We start from the raw sequence: 15,448 nt of genomic DNA, 5'->3' as shown, positions 1-15,448 counted from the left end.
AGGTGACACTTAAGATGCGCCAGAAGAATATACTGATTACCCGTTACTTAAGGATTGACAGACTGAGTTGACCAAGTTTTCTTTTCGAGAGTATATATACAGCGTTGTTGAGGATCGCCTCGTAATTGTAGATGGTCAATTCTATTGGGGATTAACAACAATAAACAAAAATTGTCTAAAGGGGTATTGGGATCTAAAGGCGATATGTCAAAGGCTGATTTATCTGCTACGGGTTGGGCTGGATCTGGCCAAGCAAATTGCGATCGCCCTGAATCGGAAATATCATGCCAAGTAGCTTGACGTGCGTGTTGTAAGTCAGTGTGCGTATCTTTAGGAGTAATTAAACGTAAATTCCCTGCAATCCGAAACTGTTCCCTGGTTTTAGTAAAATACCAGCAAATTTCGCCAATTGCCTGATGTTCAATATCCTGTATCTTGGCACTGCGAGAATCAACAATGATTTTCAGTGCGTTGTCTTGATCATCTAAAAAGCCACGAAATACTACTGTGCGATTAGCAGGATAACCTTCTGAGGTAACCGTAGCCAACTGAAAATAGCGAGAAAAAGGTTTAGAACGGTTACGGTGTATGGAACTGGATAAAGGCGATCGCCAGGGAGCAAGCATAATCAATTAACAATAGATCAATTATCGGTTGAAGGAGACGGCTCGATTGAATGAGTTACGCCTTCATAAAAAGACATTCCACCACCGAGGGCAAAAATGAGAATCGCTATGATTAGAGTCCAGAAATATAATTCCTGACCATAGCCAAAAGGATGAATCGCATCTGCTGGTTTTTGACTCAGATGGATGCCTAATAATAATAGTAATTCATTGGTATCGACTACCGAATGAATACCTTCAATAGAGCATAGCCGAACTACCGCTAATCCAGGCAGCAATAAATTTAGTAATGGCGATCGCTCTTGTTAGCAGCAATAGCCGCAAAAATAGTTTTTTTTGAGGAGTCAGATGCCATGATCTTTTGAGCATTCTTTACTATTTATAAAGTGGCTAGCAGCAATATGCCCAAAATTACGCAACACAGTGTTATTAGAACACCAAACTGTTGCAGAAAACCAACTCTTTGATTGAGTTTTTTTACAAAGCTGCTAAGATAATTTACTTGCTGTTCCAAATTAGCGTATTGATTTTCTAAAGAGTATTGATTCTTAGATTTTCTATCCTGACTATGAGGATCGCGTCTTGATTGTCTACTGTAGTCAGTATTCAAATTTTCTAGCAGTTTAGACTGCTGAAGTATTACTGATTTTAGCTGCTCTATTTCCTGGGAATTGGATTGAGAATCAGTAACTTTATGCAAATATTTTTCCAGTAAGCCAGGTCCTAACTGAAAATATCCTTTATAAGCAGAATAAATGGCGTTGACTAATTCCTTGGCGGGAGTATTTTTCTTGAGGTATCCTTTGGCACCTACCTGTAAAGCAGAATTTAAATAGGTATCTTCATTGTGAACGCTAATAATTAAGACACTAGTATCTATAAACTTTTCAGTAATAATTTTGGTAGCTGACAGCCCATCCAAAATAGGCATTTCAATATCCATCAATACGATATTAGGTCGATGTGCTTGAATTAAATCTATGGCTTCTTGACCATTTTCAGCACAACCAACAAGTTCTAAGCCTGATTCTTCTTCAATATAACTTTTTATAATTTCTTGGACTGTTTTTTGATCGTCTACTATTAAGACTTTGATCATTAGATTAAATATACTTTTAAATTAATTTGATTTATGATTTTTCAAAATACTATTAAGCAGTGATTGAAGATTACTATATCATTCACAGCTAATTGATTAAATTGTTGTGTAAAACAGTGTTTAAATAAATAGGGCTATCTTTAGTAAAAAATTAATATTAATTTGATTAATGAGTATTTTATTTGAGTTTAGATGTTACTAAAAATTGGTTATTAACTGCTATATATACCAATGGAATACTTGAGAACAAGACCATACTTTTAAGATTGCAAAGTAAACTATATTACCAAAACAGGTTCAAGAGTTTAAACGCTAGGCTTTACTAGCTTAATATGTTTTGTATATTCTTTACTATAAATGGATTCTTAGGGAATAACTTTAAAGATTGTATGAATTTTGATTATCTGGATGTCTTTGTCACTATATCTACTAATAATATTCAAGCTTTAATTGACTTTTATAGTCATCTGTTACAAAAACAGCCTACAGTTTATCTTCCTGGGGTTTACGGAGAGTTCCAATTACAAAAACTGCGTTTGGGCATCTTTCAACCCAAAACGGAACGAAAGTTGGAGTTCGATAATATTAGCAGCAGTATGAGCTTATGTATCGAGGTAGAAAATTTAGAACAGGCGATCGCTTTTCTAGCTGATATGGGTTACACTCCACCAGGAGAAATAATATATAGTTCCCATGGTCAGGAGATTTATGCTTATGATCCAGAAGGAAATCGCTTAATTTTACATCAGGCAAAGAAGAAGTGATCGGCAAATTGCTAAATTACATAATAAAACTTTTCTTAGGTAGCTTCTCGGCACAAATAGCAAAAACCAGGAATATCAAATATTCCTGGTAAAGTCTGCACGTACAGCAAGTTTTTGCAAAAATCGAAAGCTAAATTCTAAACCTGAAAATCAGCTTCACTAAGATTTTTCCGAATCTGCTGCTTCGGCTAATTCTTCTGAATCTGCTGCTTCGGTTGATTCTTCTGACTCTCCTATAATTTCTGTTTCTGTAGTTTCTTCGTCTTCGGTCACAGGCTTGGCTGGAACAACAACCGAAATAGCGGTTCTTTCAGGATCATCTAAAACAACAGCACCTTCTGGTAGAGCAATTTCTCCTACGTGTAAAAGGCTACCAATTTCAAAACTGGTTACGTCAATTTCAATAGATTCAGGAATTTTGTCAGCAGCACAAGCAATATTCAATTCAGTCATGATTTGCTCGACAATTCCCCCTTCTTCGGTACCAGCAGCTTCACCTACAAGTATTATTGGAACAACAATCTCTACCTGTTGGTCGGCAGAAACAGTAAAGAAACTGAGATGATTTAAGGTTCTTTTCCAAGGATGAGCCTGTACTTCTCTAATTAAAGCCTTGCCTTTCCAAGAAATATCTGGAACTTGCAAATCAACTAGCGTGTTATTAATTGCTGCTTGTCTTAATAGCATTTGTGCTTCTTTTGCAGGTATTGTCAGAGAAACAGAGTTAGCTCCATCATGACCATACAAGGCAACAGGAATTAATCCTTCGCGACGTAATGCTCTGGGTTTACTCCCTTCAGGTCTGCTTTTGCATTCAACTGTAATGTTCATAGTCTTTAATTATTTTGATAGTAAGTAATATGGTTCAATATTTTAACTACGGTTTGCAGTTTGCTTACCTTGTTACAGGTTAGATTTGCTAAACGGGTACACCATCGGCATCAAGCAAAGCTCTTTTTGATCCGTGGATTGGATCTTCGACAATGATTGTATGATCTCGACCAGGACCGACAGAAACAATAGCGATAGGAACTTCCATTAATTCAGCCATAAACTTAAGATAGTTTAGAGCTTCTTTGGGCAAGTCTGATAAAGAACGACAGCCTGTAGTAGGTCTTTGCCATCCTTGTAAAGTTTTATAAACAGGCTTGCAGTTGGCAAAATGATTAGCATTAGTAGGAAAATGATGGCAAGTTGCACCATCTATCTCATATGCCACACATACCTTTATTTCTGCCAATTCGTCCAGCACATCTAATTTTGTTATTGCCAAACAGTCCAAGCCATTGATTCGCACAGCATAGCGACCAATTACAGCATCAAACCAACCACAGCGACGACGACGACCTGTGGTTGTACCAAATTCTGCGCCTACATCTCCTAAAAATTCGCCAACGCTGTCATTTAGCTCGGTAGGAAAAGGACCCTCGCCTACACGGGTTGTATAAGCTTTGGCTACGCCAATCACCCGATCGATAGTAGTAGGTCCGACACCTGCTCCGACACAGGCTCCGCCAGCTATAGAATTTGAAGAAGTAACGTAGGGATAAGTACCATGATCTAAATCTAGTAAAGTCCCTTGCGCTCCTTCAAACAGGATATTTTTTTTCTTTTTAACTGCCTCATAAATTTTGAGAGAACTATCTACAACAAAAGGGCGTAAAAATTCTGCGTATTTTAGATACTCTTCAATTACTTTCTCTGGGTCTAAAGGCGGTAAATTATATAGTTTTTCTAAAATTACGTTTTTATAATCGATCGTCCAACCAAGTTGCTTACGCAAATGATCCCGATTCATTAAATCTAAAACCCGAATGCCAGTTCGTTCTGATTTGTCAGCGTAGGTAGGACCAATGCCTCTACCTGTAGTACCAATTTTATATTCTCCTCGGCTTTCTTCTGATGCTTCATCAATCTGGCGATGATAAGGCATAGTGATATGAGCCGTTTGCGAGATATATAGATTGTCTACCGTTACTCCTAAAGCTTTTAGTTGTTCTATTTCTTCAATCAACACTTGAGGATCGATTACTGTTCCAGAACCGATAATACACTCTGTTTTAGGATATAAAATTCCTGAGGGAATCAAGTGTAGCTTAAAAGTTTTTTTAGCTACAACAACGGTATGTCCTGCATTTACTCCACCTTGGGAGCGCACCACGACATCTGCTGAACGACTAAGTAAATCGGTTATTTTCCCTTTTCCTTCGTCACCCCATTGGGCTCCGATTACGATAACATTAGCCAAGAGTTTATTTGAGAGCTAAAGTTTACACAAACTATTATTATGATGATTTGCAGTACATAATGTCAACTACTATTAAATGTTAGTTCTATCAAGACAATTAAAAGCCTGTAAAGCTATCAGCGATTAACTTGTAAACCAAAAGCAAAGAATGGAACTACTGCAACAGGTAAGAGTAATTGACCCTACTCAAGAAATCGATCGCTTGTCGGATGTGCTAATTGAAAACGGTAAAATCAAGCAAATTGGCGATCGCCTGACGGACTATCCCACCGAAGCACAAATACTTTCAGGACAAAATTTGGTCTTGGGAACAGGATTAGTAGATTTATATAGCCATAGTGGAGAACCTGGAAATGAAGCCAGAGAAACTTTATTAGCTTTGGCTCAGTCTGCTGCTGCGGGGGGGTTTACGCAAGTAGGAATTTTACCTGACACTCTACCTCGGATTGATAATGCTGAAATATTAGCTGCTGTTAAGCAAAAAAGTAGCTATTTAACCAATGACGATCGCAACAAGCCTGTATCTCAGCTAAGTTTTTGGGGTGCTGTTTCCCATGTTACCGATACCAAACAGATGAGTGAACTGGGAGAATTAAAGGCAGGAGTAATTGGCTTTGCCGATCGCTATAATTTAAGTGATTTGAATCTATTTAGACAGGTTTTGGAATATGTTCAACCTTGGCAAAAGCCGATGGCGATCGCTCTTAACTGCAACGAACTAGCAGGAAAAGGAGTAGTTCGAGAAGGAATAACCTCTATTTGTTACGGTATGTTGGGAAATCCTGCTTTTTCAGAGGCAGCAATTATAGCAGCAGTCTTAGAAATAGTGGCAGAAATTCCGACTCCCGTTCATATTATGCGCGTTTCTACGAAAAGAGGAGTGGAGTTGATTGCCGATGCCAAAGCCAGAGGCGTAACGATAACCGCCAGCACGACCTGGATGCATCTGTTATGGAATGATGATGCAGTGGGTAGCTATGACCCCAATTTGCGCCTTGAACCACCCTTGGGAGATAAAAAAGACCAGGCTGCATTAATTACTGGAGTTAAACAAGGAATTATTGATGCGATCGCCATTGACCATCAGGCATATACCTACGAAGAAAAAACCGTAGCATTTGCTCTTGCACCACCAGGAGTAATTGGTTTGGAGTTAGCTCTACCTCTTTTATGGCAAGGACTAGTAGAAACTGGAAAACTATCTGCTTTAGAACTATGGCAGGGTTTGAGTAGTCGTCCCCGTCAATGTCTACAACAAGAACCTATAGCGATCGCGCTAGACGATGCTGCTAATTTAATATTATTCGATTCGCAAAAAACTTGGTTAGCTAATCAAGAAAATCTCAAATCTTCTGCTGCTAATACGCCTTTTTATAATCAACAAATTATAGGAAAAGTTATTAAAACCTGGAACAGCTAGCTATTAGTAATCAGCTAGGGGCGAATGTCCGTCCGTAAAGTAATGAGTCATTGGCTTAAGTCAAAGCTATTTCATTTTGAATCTAATGTACCAAGAAATCTATTTCTTGGCTGCTGGAACAGCAGCTGGGTCGCACCGCAAATCTTAAGTCCGTTTAAACGGACTTTGTTTGTTAGACAGAGAATTTATTCTCTGGAAGAAGAGCGAGAATCAAATAGCCCTGGGTTTAAGCAGTGTTGATGAATAAATAAAAAGCATACATCTTTGATATAAAGACAGGATAAACCGACATCTTTTATTGGAAAGATTACCAATCAAAATTCATATTTAAATAGTCTGCTAATTTTTGATTATGAGATTTAAAATAGCTTTTTAATTTACTTTTTAAATTAAATTCAACTTGAGGATAAAAGCCAGTATTATGTTTTGAATAGTCATCTTTTTGCATATTAGGTAAGCTCAAATAATCTAAAACTTCTCTCATTACCAGACTCGGATTAGTAAATAAATCCTCGCTTTTTAAAATTAAAAACTGATTTCTGGGAAATATATTTAGCCAGCGTTTTAATTTATAGTAGTAAAGACTTTGGGATAATAAGCCACCTCCGTAGCTTAATTCTTGTTCACTTTTTTGTTCAAGCCAAGTAATTTCTGAGTCGATTAATTGTTCTAAGTTTAAGTTCTTGTTCTCCGCTTTTTGGTTGTGATAATAGTCAGAAATAGTACGTTCTACTGGATTGCGTAGCACCACAATTAATTTAGTTTCTGATGCCAAATCTTTGATTCTTTGAGCTACATGGGGTAAAAAGAAATAGCTAGGGGAAGCTTCTCCTGTTAATAAATCGGCGCGATCGCTAATCCCAGGAAATTGAGCTAAATACCACTCATAGCCATAGTCAAAGTCTCGATCAAAAAAACGTAGCTCTTTTTTATTTGGTAATAGTATTTGCTGGTGATCGCCTAAATATCTGTATAAAGAAGTTGTGCCAGATTTTCCTGCGCCAATAATTATGAAATCTGGAGCTTTTTTTTTAATTTGCCAATCAAATTTAGCAAACTGCGGGTTTTCTTTGATTGTTTTAGTTTGAATAGCTTGACGAGAAAAAGCGATCGCCTCTACTATATTTCCTTGAGCAGCTAATAAGTCAGCCAGATTAGCCAAAGCGTCTGGTTGCTGAGGATGATCGATTAATATTTGTTGATAAAAGTTAATTAGGTGCTCGCGCTGTTTTGGCTCTAATTTTGTATATCTTAAAGAAATATAGGCAAAAGTATAGTTAGGATTTAGCTTAATTGCTCGGCAAAAACACTCTACTGCTTCTTTAGTTAAGCCTTGATTTTTTAAAGATTTGCCTAATTGAAACTGAAGCTGATGATCTTTTGGATCTAATTCTAGTGCCTGACGAAAACAGACAAGTGCCTGATCGACTGCATTTTTTTGAACTAAAGCTTCGCCTAAATTATAGTAAAACTGAGGATTATTTTGATTAATAGTTACAGCTTGAATAAAAGATTGAACTGCATCTTTAGGACGACCTAATTTTAAAAATGCTTCACCCAAATTATTATAAGACCAATCATAATCAGGCTTAATTCTAATAGCTTGCTCGAACTTATTGACTGCTGCTTCGTATTGTTGCTGTTTTAAAAAAATTACGCCTAAATTAAAATAAATATCCCAACGATGAGGATCTATTTCAATTGCCCGTTGAAAATTAATTTTAGCTTCCTGCCATTTTTCCTGAGCAATATATTCTTCGGCTGACTTAAGATATTCTGCAACATCTAAATTCATACAGCTTGGCTAGTTTGTAAACTTATTTAGACCTCTATCTTGCACTCAAGATAAGATTTACGCCATATTGATGACGATTAAATTTCCTCAATCACTCCTTCAGATTGATTAGCGATCGCTTTTAAATCATCAATCATTTGTGCATCGACATCTTGCCATAATCCTCGTTGATGTGCCTCCAAGAGTCTTTCAGACATATCCCGCAAAGCCCAGGGGTTTTTGGCTTGAATAAATTGCTGTACTTGTTCGTCAAAAATATATGCTTGAGCTACCCCCTCATACATATAGTCGGCGACGCAATTGGCCGTAGCATCGTAGGCAAAAAGATAATCTACCGTCGCTGCCATTTCAAACGCACCTTTATAACCGTGACGCATTACACCTTTAATCCATTTAGGATTTATTACTCGCGATCTATACACCCTGGCTATTTCTTCGGTTAACTTTCTGACTCTTGGATTACTCGGCTGGGAGTTATCGCCAAAATACACCTCTGGGTTTTTTCCTGTCAGACTACGTACCGCAGCAGTCATTCCTCCCTGGAATTGATAGTAGTCATCAGAGTCAAGTATGTCGTGTTCTCTATTGTCTTGATTGTGTAGCACGATCTGAAGTTGTTTTAAGCGACGCTTAAAGGATTCTGGTGCAGCATAGCCTTGACCACTGCCATCATAAGCATAAGAACTCCAGTTAAGATAAGCTCTAGCTAAATCTTCATCACTCTGCCAATTTTGCGCCTCAATTAAACCCTGGATTCCCGCACCGTAAGCCCCTGGTTTTGAGCCAAATACCCGATAGCTAGCTCGTTTTTGGGCTGCCTCAGCATCTATTCCCGCCTCTTGTAATAGCTGTTGTTCTGTCTCAACTGCATTAGCTAGAGGATTAATCTCTGGCGTTTCTGGCAAACTAGCAACAGTTTTTGTTATTTTATTTAATAAGTTGATTATGTTAGGGAAAGAGTCCCTAAAAAAGCCTGACACCCGTACCGTTACATCCACACGAGGACGATTTAAGATAGAGGCTGGCAACACTTCAAAATCCACAACTCGTCGAGACATCCCGTCCCAGACTGGTCTTACTCCCATTAATGCCATTACTTGAGCGATGTCATCGCCTCCAGTCCGCATGGTTGAGGTTCCCCAGATAGAAATTGCCAAGGATTGGGGATATTCGCCGTTTTCTTGGGTATAGCGTTCAATTACTACCTCTGCTGCTTTACTGCCTACTTCCCAGGCGGTTTCGGTAGGAATCCCGCGAATATCTACCGAATAAAAGTTACGTCCTGTGGGTAATACTTCTGGTCTACCTCTAGTGGGTGCGCCCGATGCACCACTGGGTATATATTTGCCATCTAAAGCTTTGATTAGGTTAGTTATTTCGCGATCGCTTTTGATTAGATTCGGCAGTAGGGTGTTTTTAATCCACTGAAGCTGTAATGAGGTAATAGGTAATAGGTTAGGGGCGATTCGCGAATCGCCCGTACAGTAAGAGGTAAGAAGTGTATTGTTGAGCAAGTTATCTACTAATTCGATGGCAATTTCTTCGAGGATGGCGATCGCATCACCTTTATTTCTAGCTTGTTTTAATTCTGTTAGATAATTATCTGGCAAACCTGCAATACCCTGTAGGGGCGTTTCGCGAAAGCGGTGCGACCCCGCGTCGCCGTTAGGCGCAAGGGAACGCGCACCAAGACACGCCCCTACATCTCCGCCTAATAAAGGATCAAAATCCAAACCAAAATCTTTTGCCAATGCCTGAGTTAAACCGATACGGTTATAACTAGGTGAACGAGCGATCGCAATAATTAGATCTCGTAGTTGTTCTCCTTGGGGACATTGCCCAAAGATATGTAAACCATCTCGTATCTGTGCTTCTTTTAGTTCACAGAGATAGCCATCAGCGACAGAGAGAAATTGCGCTAAAGTTTCAGTCTCATTGGGTTTGATACCTAAATCTTGGTCTAAGTTTTCTTGCTGAACTAGTTTAGTAATGCGATCGCTAATAATATTTAAGCGAGTCGGATCTAAGCTTTGTGCTTCATAGTATTCATCGATTAAAGCCTCTAATTTTTCTAACCCACCGTATAACTCCGCACGGGTAAGGGGCGGGGTAAGATGATCGATAATTACGGCTTGCGATCGCCTTTTTGCTTGTGAACCTTCTCCTGGATCGTTGACAATAAAGGGATAGATATTGGGAATAGTTTGTAAGGCAACTTCAGGATAGCAACTGGCTGATAATGCCAAGCTTTTCCCTGGTAGCCATTCTAGGTTGCCATGTTTGCCGACATGAACGATCGCCTGTACCCCAAAGCAACTTCTTAGCCAATGATAATAAGCTAAATACTCGTGAGTAGGTTCTAGATCTGGTGCATGGTAATTTAAACTAGGATCGCGATCGTATCCCCGCGATGGTTGTATCCCTACAAACACATTCCCCAACTGTATTCCAGGAATTTGTATCTCCCTATCTCCCCATCTCCCCATCTCCCCATCCTGCTTGGCAATTTCATGAGGATGTTCAACAGAAACGCCCCATCTATTTGTTATACTTTGCTGTACCGCTTCAGGTAATGTCTGCCAATACTTTTGATAATCTTCTATCGATAAACTTTGATATGTTGGGCGAGAGGCGCGACTTTCAGGATCGTTGGTAATACCTGTAGTCAGACGTTGAATTAATTCCTCTCCCGTCTTGGGCATATTTGTAACTGTATATCCTGATTGTTGTAAAGCTTCAAGAATTTTAATACAGCTTGCGGGAGTATCTAAACCCACGCCGTTAGCAATTCTGCCGTCTTTGTTAGGATAGTTAGCAAGAATTAAAGCTACTTTCCTGTCTTTAGGTATTGTATTAGCGAGATTAACCCAGTTAGCTGCTGAGTCGGCGACAAAATCCGTGCGATCGCTTTTTGGCTGATAAACAACCACGTTAGTTTCTAGCTTTTTGTTCCAGGTTTGTACCGATTTAAAAGAAATAGCGCGGGTGATAATTCTACCATCTACTTCTGGTAGTGCTACGTTCATGGCTACATCCCTGGGCATTAAGCCTTGTAAGCTAGATTCCCATTGCTCAAGAGTACTGCTACTTAGTATCACCTGTAAAACAGGAACATTTAACTGTTGCCAAAACTGTAGTTGAGCAGACTCGCCAATTTTTGCCAAAGAAAAACTAGTAGTGTTCAATAATAGTTTAATCGGATTTTCTTGCAGCAAAGCTAACAATTGTTGCTGTAATTCTACATTTCTTAATGAAGAGATGAATATAGGTATGGGGTGTAAATTTCGAGATACTATAGATTGACATAAACAATCAATTGCCGTGGTGTTACCTGCTAAATAATGAGAACGATAAAAAAGAACCGCACAAGAGCGTAACGAAGCACGCGATGCGGAAGCATCGCCAGTCGTCGTAAGACGACGATCTGGGCTAACGCCCTGTCCGTCTAGCTTATCGCTCTTAACATTTTCTGCCTCAATATTTAAGTTTTCTAAACTATTTTTATCTATTTGGTTTTGCCATTGATAAATTCCGATTTCGGGAACAGACTTTGGTGCTGCTGGTATATAATTTGTTTGTAAACAAGTATCACTAACAAACCGCAAAGCATTGACAAAATTTTCTTTTCCTCCTTCAATTAAATAACGCCACAATTGATTGACTACAGCCAAAGAAACTGTCGAATGACTAATTAAATCAAGATCTGGAGCGTTGTCTCCTGGTAAGACAAATAAAGCAGCATTGCTCAACTCAACGGTTTCTTTAATTCTCTCTAATCCATAAGACCAGTAGGCACTTCCACCTAATAAACGTAAGACAACTACCTGTGCTTTTGACAATACTGTTTCTACATAAACGTCAATGCTTAATTGTTGTTGTAAATTCAACAAATTAACCACTCTGATATTAGGGAAATCATTGTCTAAGGAATCTTGAGCAGCAGCGATAGTTTGAATATCGGTATCAGCATAAGTCAAAAAAACAATTGGTGCAGGAGATTGTTCAATAAAAATTACACCCTCCGTATTGGGATTCCAACCTCCAGGAAGTGCTGCTAATTTGTGCATAGTTAATATTGGTCTAATCTTGAGAAATAATTACGGTTTGGATTAAGAGGATAAAAATGAGCCAAGCTATGTAGAAGCAGAAAAATGTGATAATTGCTGAATTTAAATTGTGTTGAGTTCTTCTTCTTTGGTGTTTAAAAAGGTCGTTAGTTATCAAGTTTGGCTTCAGATTGCCAAACTCTGGTTAGCAATGTCAACAGAAGACGAAAACTTGCTTATTACAGAGCATACACTATTAAAGCTAGCAAATAGCGAACAAAAAAATCAGCTAAATAAACGAACAGAAACAGCTAGTTTTTTGTTGTTAATTACATCGAAAGTTAATGCTTTTTTACGTAGGGAAGAAACAACAGATCCCCAAAAATACCAAGTTACATTAGCTTTTGATACCTCAATAATTACCCAAGAGCTAATCCAGCTTAGTTGCCAACAAAAATGGGAAATTGCGGTTGTTGAATATTTAAAAACAAATTTTATTAATAAATTAATCCACAATCATAATGATTTCGCGGAATTTATCGTCAAGGTAGTCAAATTACTCATAAATGAGGCAGAAAACTCGGAAATCAAACATAATTTACCCCAAACTGCACCGATGGCTAAATTATTGCACTATCAGGTGGAACAAGAGCGCATATTTGAGCAAATTAAAATCCAGATTAGCCAGAATCTAAATTTATCAGAAATTATTCAAACAGCGATCGATCGCAGCTGTGATTTTTTGGCATTAGATAGGCTTTTGATTTATCAATTAGATGTTCCTTTAGAGTCTAATATTGTCAGTTCAAAACCTGTTGAGCTTGTAGATACAGTTACCTATGAATGCAGAAAAAACCAGGATATTACTTCTACTTTGTATTTCCAGGATGAAGTTTGTTGGCGTAAGATTCCTCAATCGATAAATAAATATCATCAAGGATTTAATTTAGTTATTGATGATGTCAAACTTGATTCTACACTTAATCCTTGTCTTAAAGACTTAATGACAAAGCTAAAAGTAAGAGCTAAGGCTGTTACGCCAATTAGAGTAGAGAGCAAGCTATGGGGATTTGTTATTGCTCATCAATGTTCTGAGTCAAGACAATGGCATCAGCAAGATATCCAGTTTTTGCGTCAAATATCTGAGTATTTGGCGATCGCCATCCACCATCATCAATCATATCAGCAATTACAACAGCAGAAATTACTACTAGAAAAACAGGTTCAAAACCAAGCACGACAGATTAAAGATGCTCTCATTGCAGCAGAAGCTGCTAGTAAGTCTAAACATGAGTTTTTAGGTAGCATGAGCCATGAATTACGTACTCCTCTAACTTGCGTTATCGGCTTGTCTAGTACTCTGCTGCAATTATCATCTAGCAAAGAAAAAGTTTTGTCTCCAGAGAAACAGCAGGAATATCTTTACCTCATTCAACAAAGTGGCAAGCACCTGTTGACCTTAATTAATAATATTTTAGAGTTTTCCGAAGTAGAATCAGGTAAACACCTGCTAAATATTCAACAGATCTCTTTAACTAGAGTAGCCAGAGAGTCGATACAGATGCTCCAGGAAATTGCCAGAGCCAAGCAAATTACGCTAATTCCCGAAATTAAACTTAAGCTAGACCAAGACTACTTCTTTGCTGATGAAATAAGATTAAAAGAGATTTTATTTAATCTCCTCAGCAATGGTATTAAGTTTACTCCAGCCAGAGGAGAAGTAATTCTAAGGCTTTGGCGAGAAAAACGTCAGGTAGTTTTGCAGGTAGAAGATACGGGGATTGGCATTACAGATCAAGAAATCCCTTTACTATTTGAGAAATTCAAACAGTTAGAAGATTTCCGTCAGCGCACCCAAGGCGGTACTGGTTTAGGGTTAGCTCTAACCAAGAAGTTAGTAGAATTACATGGTGGAAGTATCGAAGTCGAATCAGCTTCGGGAGAAGGTTCGATATTCACAGTTTATCTGCCAGAAAAGATTCCCTTCCAGCCGAATTTAAATGCTCAATCATCTGTTAATTATCAGACTAATCTGACTTCTCAAACAGTTATGCTAATTACTGAGGATGAGGAAAACGCTACTTTTATTTGCCAGCTACTCAACACTATTGAATGTCAGGTAGTTTGGCTGATGGATTCGGCTACGGCGATGAATCAAATTGAACTATTGCAGCCAAGAATTATTATTGTAGATCGTGATTGCTCGGAGATAGTGGTGAAAAATATTGCGGAAACTATTGCCCAAAAAACATTTGCTCAAAATACTAATTTAGTTTTACTGGGAAATGAATTAAACAATATAGAATGGGAAAATTTCGCCAAATCAGGAGTTGATGACTATCTATTGAAATCAATGACACCAACTCAAGTAATTGCCAAGATAAGCGGATTAATTAAGGGATGAAGGATAAAAGATAAGGAAGTATACAAATTAATTTCTTATTTCCTAATTTCCCAATTCCCTAGCAAACCATCTTCTGATTAATTTGACCAGCAGAAATGCTCTCGATCAGAGAGCTGGCTGCGGCTAATCCCTTGCCTCCACGCTCGTGTTGACTCACCTACCTACTTATTTATTCTGCTGTTGCCTCTTCAACTTCTTCATTAACTTGGTCTTCTTTTTTAACTAAATCTATTTTTTCCTGTTCTCTTTTTTCTCTCTTTTTACGGCTAGCTTCTAAAACATCTTCAATAACCTTAAGCAACTGTTCCATTTTTTCGAGGTTGCTACGATATAGCTCTAAATCTTTTTTCATTTTTTCGCTAGGCAAACCAAAACTTTCGGCAATAGTGCCGACAATTTCATCGCGCTTTTCTTGATTTTGAACTGCCTTACTATCGCATTCCTCTAAAAGAGTATACACGCCGATCGCAAAAGGACGACTGTACTTAAAGTTATCATTATTAGCGATCGCTTTAATTGGCTCAACTATATAACCTGCCTCTCCTTCAGCCGAGGGATTGCTCAACCATGCCATTAGCTCATCAATAGATTTATCTTTGGCTAACGTTAATAAAATACCTGCTTGAGATTTAAAGTTTTGCGGATCGCCATCTGTAGAAGTACAGATAGCATTAAAAATTTTCTCTTTGTCTGATTCTGGCTGATAGCCCTGCATCAAACGCTCGAAAGAAGTGACAATTCCCAAATAATAAACAGGATCAGGCTTAAAATCAGCATTTACTGATAAAAGATGCATTTCTACCAGTAACTCTTCTATCACTCGGCGATATATAGAGTTGATTGGTCGAGGATAAGCAGCATAAAAAGCCCTTTTACTATCGGAAACAGTTTTCATAATTAATATTAATTTTTTCTATCAAACAATTTATCTATCCTATGAGTCCTGCACTATAGCTCTTTTTAGGAACTACTTACCAAAACAAAACTCTTAGTATATCTTTATATTATGCAATGATTCTGCCCTACTATTGGAGATTTCTAATTGG

The 15,448-nt window shown here is 38.1% G+C and carries 10 protein-coding genes and 1 pseudogene; 3 read left to right on the top strand and 8 right to left on the bottom strand.

Annotation, left to right across the window (positions count from 1 at the left end; genetic code table 11):
* Positions 1–47 precede the first annotated feature (47 nt).
* The 3 genes and pseudogenes from SLP02_RS02880 to SLP02_RS02865 form a co-directional block, all read right to left on the bottom strand.
* On the bottom strand, positions 48–626 hold the full coding sequence (locus tag SLP02_RS02880; protein ID WP_319419145.1) for an Npun_F5749 family FMN-dependent PPOX-type flavoprotein: 579 nt from the start codon (positions 624–626) through the stop codon (positions 48–50).
* A gap of 23 nt (positions 627–649) precedes the next feature.
* Positions 650–981, bottom strand: a pseudogene (locus SLP02_RS02875) (cation diffusion facilitator family transporter); the annotation flags it as partial.
* A gap of 24 nt (positions 982–1,005) precedes the next feature.
* Positions 1,006–1,725: a response regulator gene (locus SLP02_RS02865; protein ID WP_319419142.1), complete on the bottom strand. Its 720-nt coding sequence runs from the start codon at positions 1,723–1,725 to the stop codon at positions 1,006–1,008.
* 389 nt (positions 1,726–2,114) lie between these two features.
* Here SLP02_RS02865 and SLP02_RS02860 point away from each other — a divergent pair, with 389 nt between their 5' ends.
* On the top strand, positions 2,115–2,489 hold the full coding sequence (locus tag SLP02_RS02860) for a VOC family protein (protein WP_319419141.1): 375 nt from the start codon (positions 2,115–2,117) through the stop codon (positions 2,487–2,489).
* Positions 2,490–2,648: 159 nt separating this feature from the next.
* Here the strand turns inward: SLP02_RS02860 and SLP02_RS02855 are convergent, their stop codons facing one another.
* On the bottom strand, positions 2,649–3,320 hold the full coding sequence (locus tag SLP02_RS02855; RefSeq protein ID WP_319419140.1) for a 50S ribosomal protein L25/general stress protein Ctc: 672 nt from the start codon (positions 3,318–3,320) through the stop codon (positions 2,649–2,651).
* Positions 3,321–3,408: 88 nt separating this feature from the next.
* The gene (locus SLP02_RS02850) at positions 3,409–4,737 is read right to left on the bottom strand and encodes an adenylosuccinate synthase (RefSeq protein ID WP_319419139.1); all 1,329 of its coding nucleotides are present in this window, start codon (positions 4,735–4,737) and stop codon (positions 3,409–3,411) included.
* Between the two features lie 148 nt (positions 4,738–4,885).
* On the opposite strand from SLP02_RS02850, the gene SLP02_RS02845 reads away from it, so the two are divergent.
* Positions 4,886–6,157, top strand: coding sequence for a dihydroorotase (locus tag SLP02_RS02845; RefSeq protein WP_319419138.1), 1,272 nt, complete (start codon positions 4,886–4,888; stop codon positions 6,155–6,157).
* 307 nt (positions 6,158–6,464) lie between these two features.
* On the opposite strand, the gene SLP02_RS02840 is transcribed toward SLP02_RS02845, so the two are convergent.
* Both SLP02_RS02840 and cobN read right to left on the bottom strand, forming a co-directional pair.
* On the bottom strand, positions 6,465–7,952 hold the full coding sequence (locus SLP02_RS02840; protein WP_319419137.1) for a tetratricopeptide repeat protein: 1,488 nt from the start codon (positions 7,950–7,952) through the stop codon (positions 6,465–6,467).
* Between the two features lie 77 nt (positions 7,953–8,029).
* A complete protein-coding gene (gene cobN / locus SLP02_RS02835) occupies positions 8,030–12,019 on the bottom strand; it encodes a cobaltochelatase subunit CobN (RefSeq protein ID WP_319419136.1) in 3,990 nt (1,329 codons plus the stop codon).
* A gap of 109 nt (positions 12,020–12,128) precedes the next feature.
* Between cobN and SLP02_RS02830 the strand changes: the two genes are divergently transcribed.
* A complete protein-coding gene (locus SLP02_RS02830) occupies positions 12,129–14,402 on the top strand; it encodes a GAF domain-containing sensor histidine kinase (RefSeq protein WP_319419135.1) in 2,274 nt (757 codons plus the stop codon).
* A gap of 169 nt (positions 14,403–14,571) precedes the next feature.
* Here SLP02_RS02830 and psb29 read toward each other — a convergent pair whose 3' ends face one another.
* Positions 14,572–15,297, bottom strand: a complete 726-nt coding sequence (gene psb29 / locus SLP02_RS02825) for a photosystem II biogenesis protein Psp29 (RefSeq protein WP_319419134.1) — start codon at positions 15,295–15,297, stop codon at positions 14,572–14,574.
* Positions 15,298–15,448 lie beyond the last annotated feature (151 nt).

It is taken from the genome of Pleurocapsa sp. FMAR1 (genome assembly GCF_963665995.1).
Classification (GTDB): Bacteria; Cyanobacteriota; Cyanobacteriia; order Cyanobacteriales; family Xenococcaceae; genus Waterburya.
The sequence above is the reverse complement of the archived record's forward strand: the minus strand, read 5'-3'. Positions and strand labels throughout refer to the sequence as shown.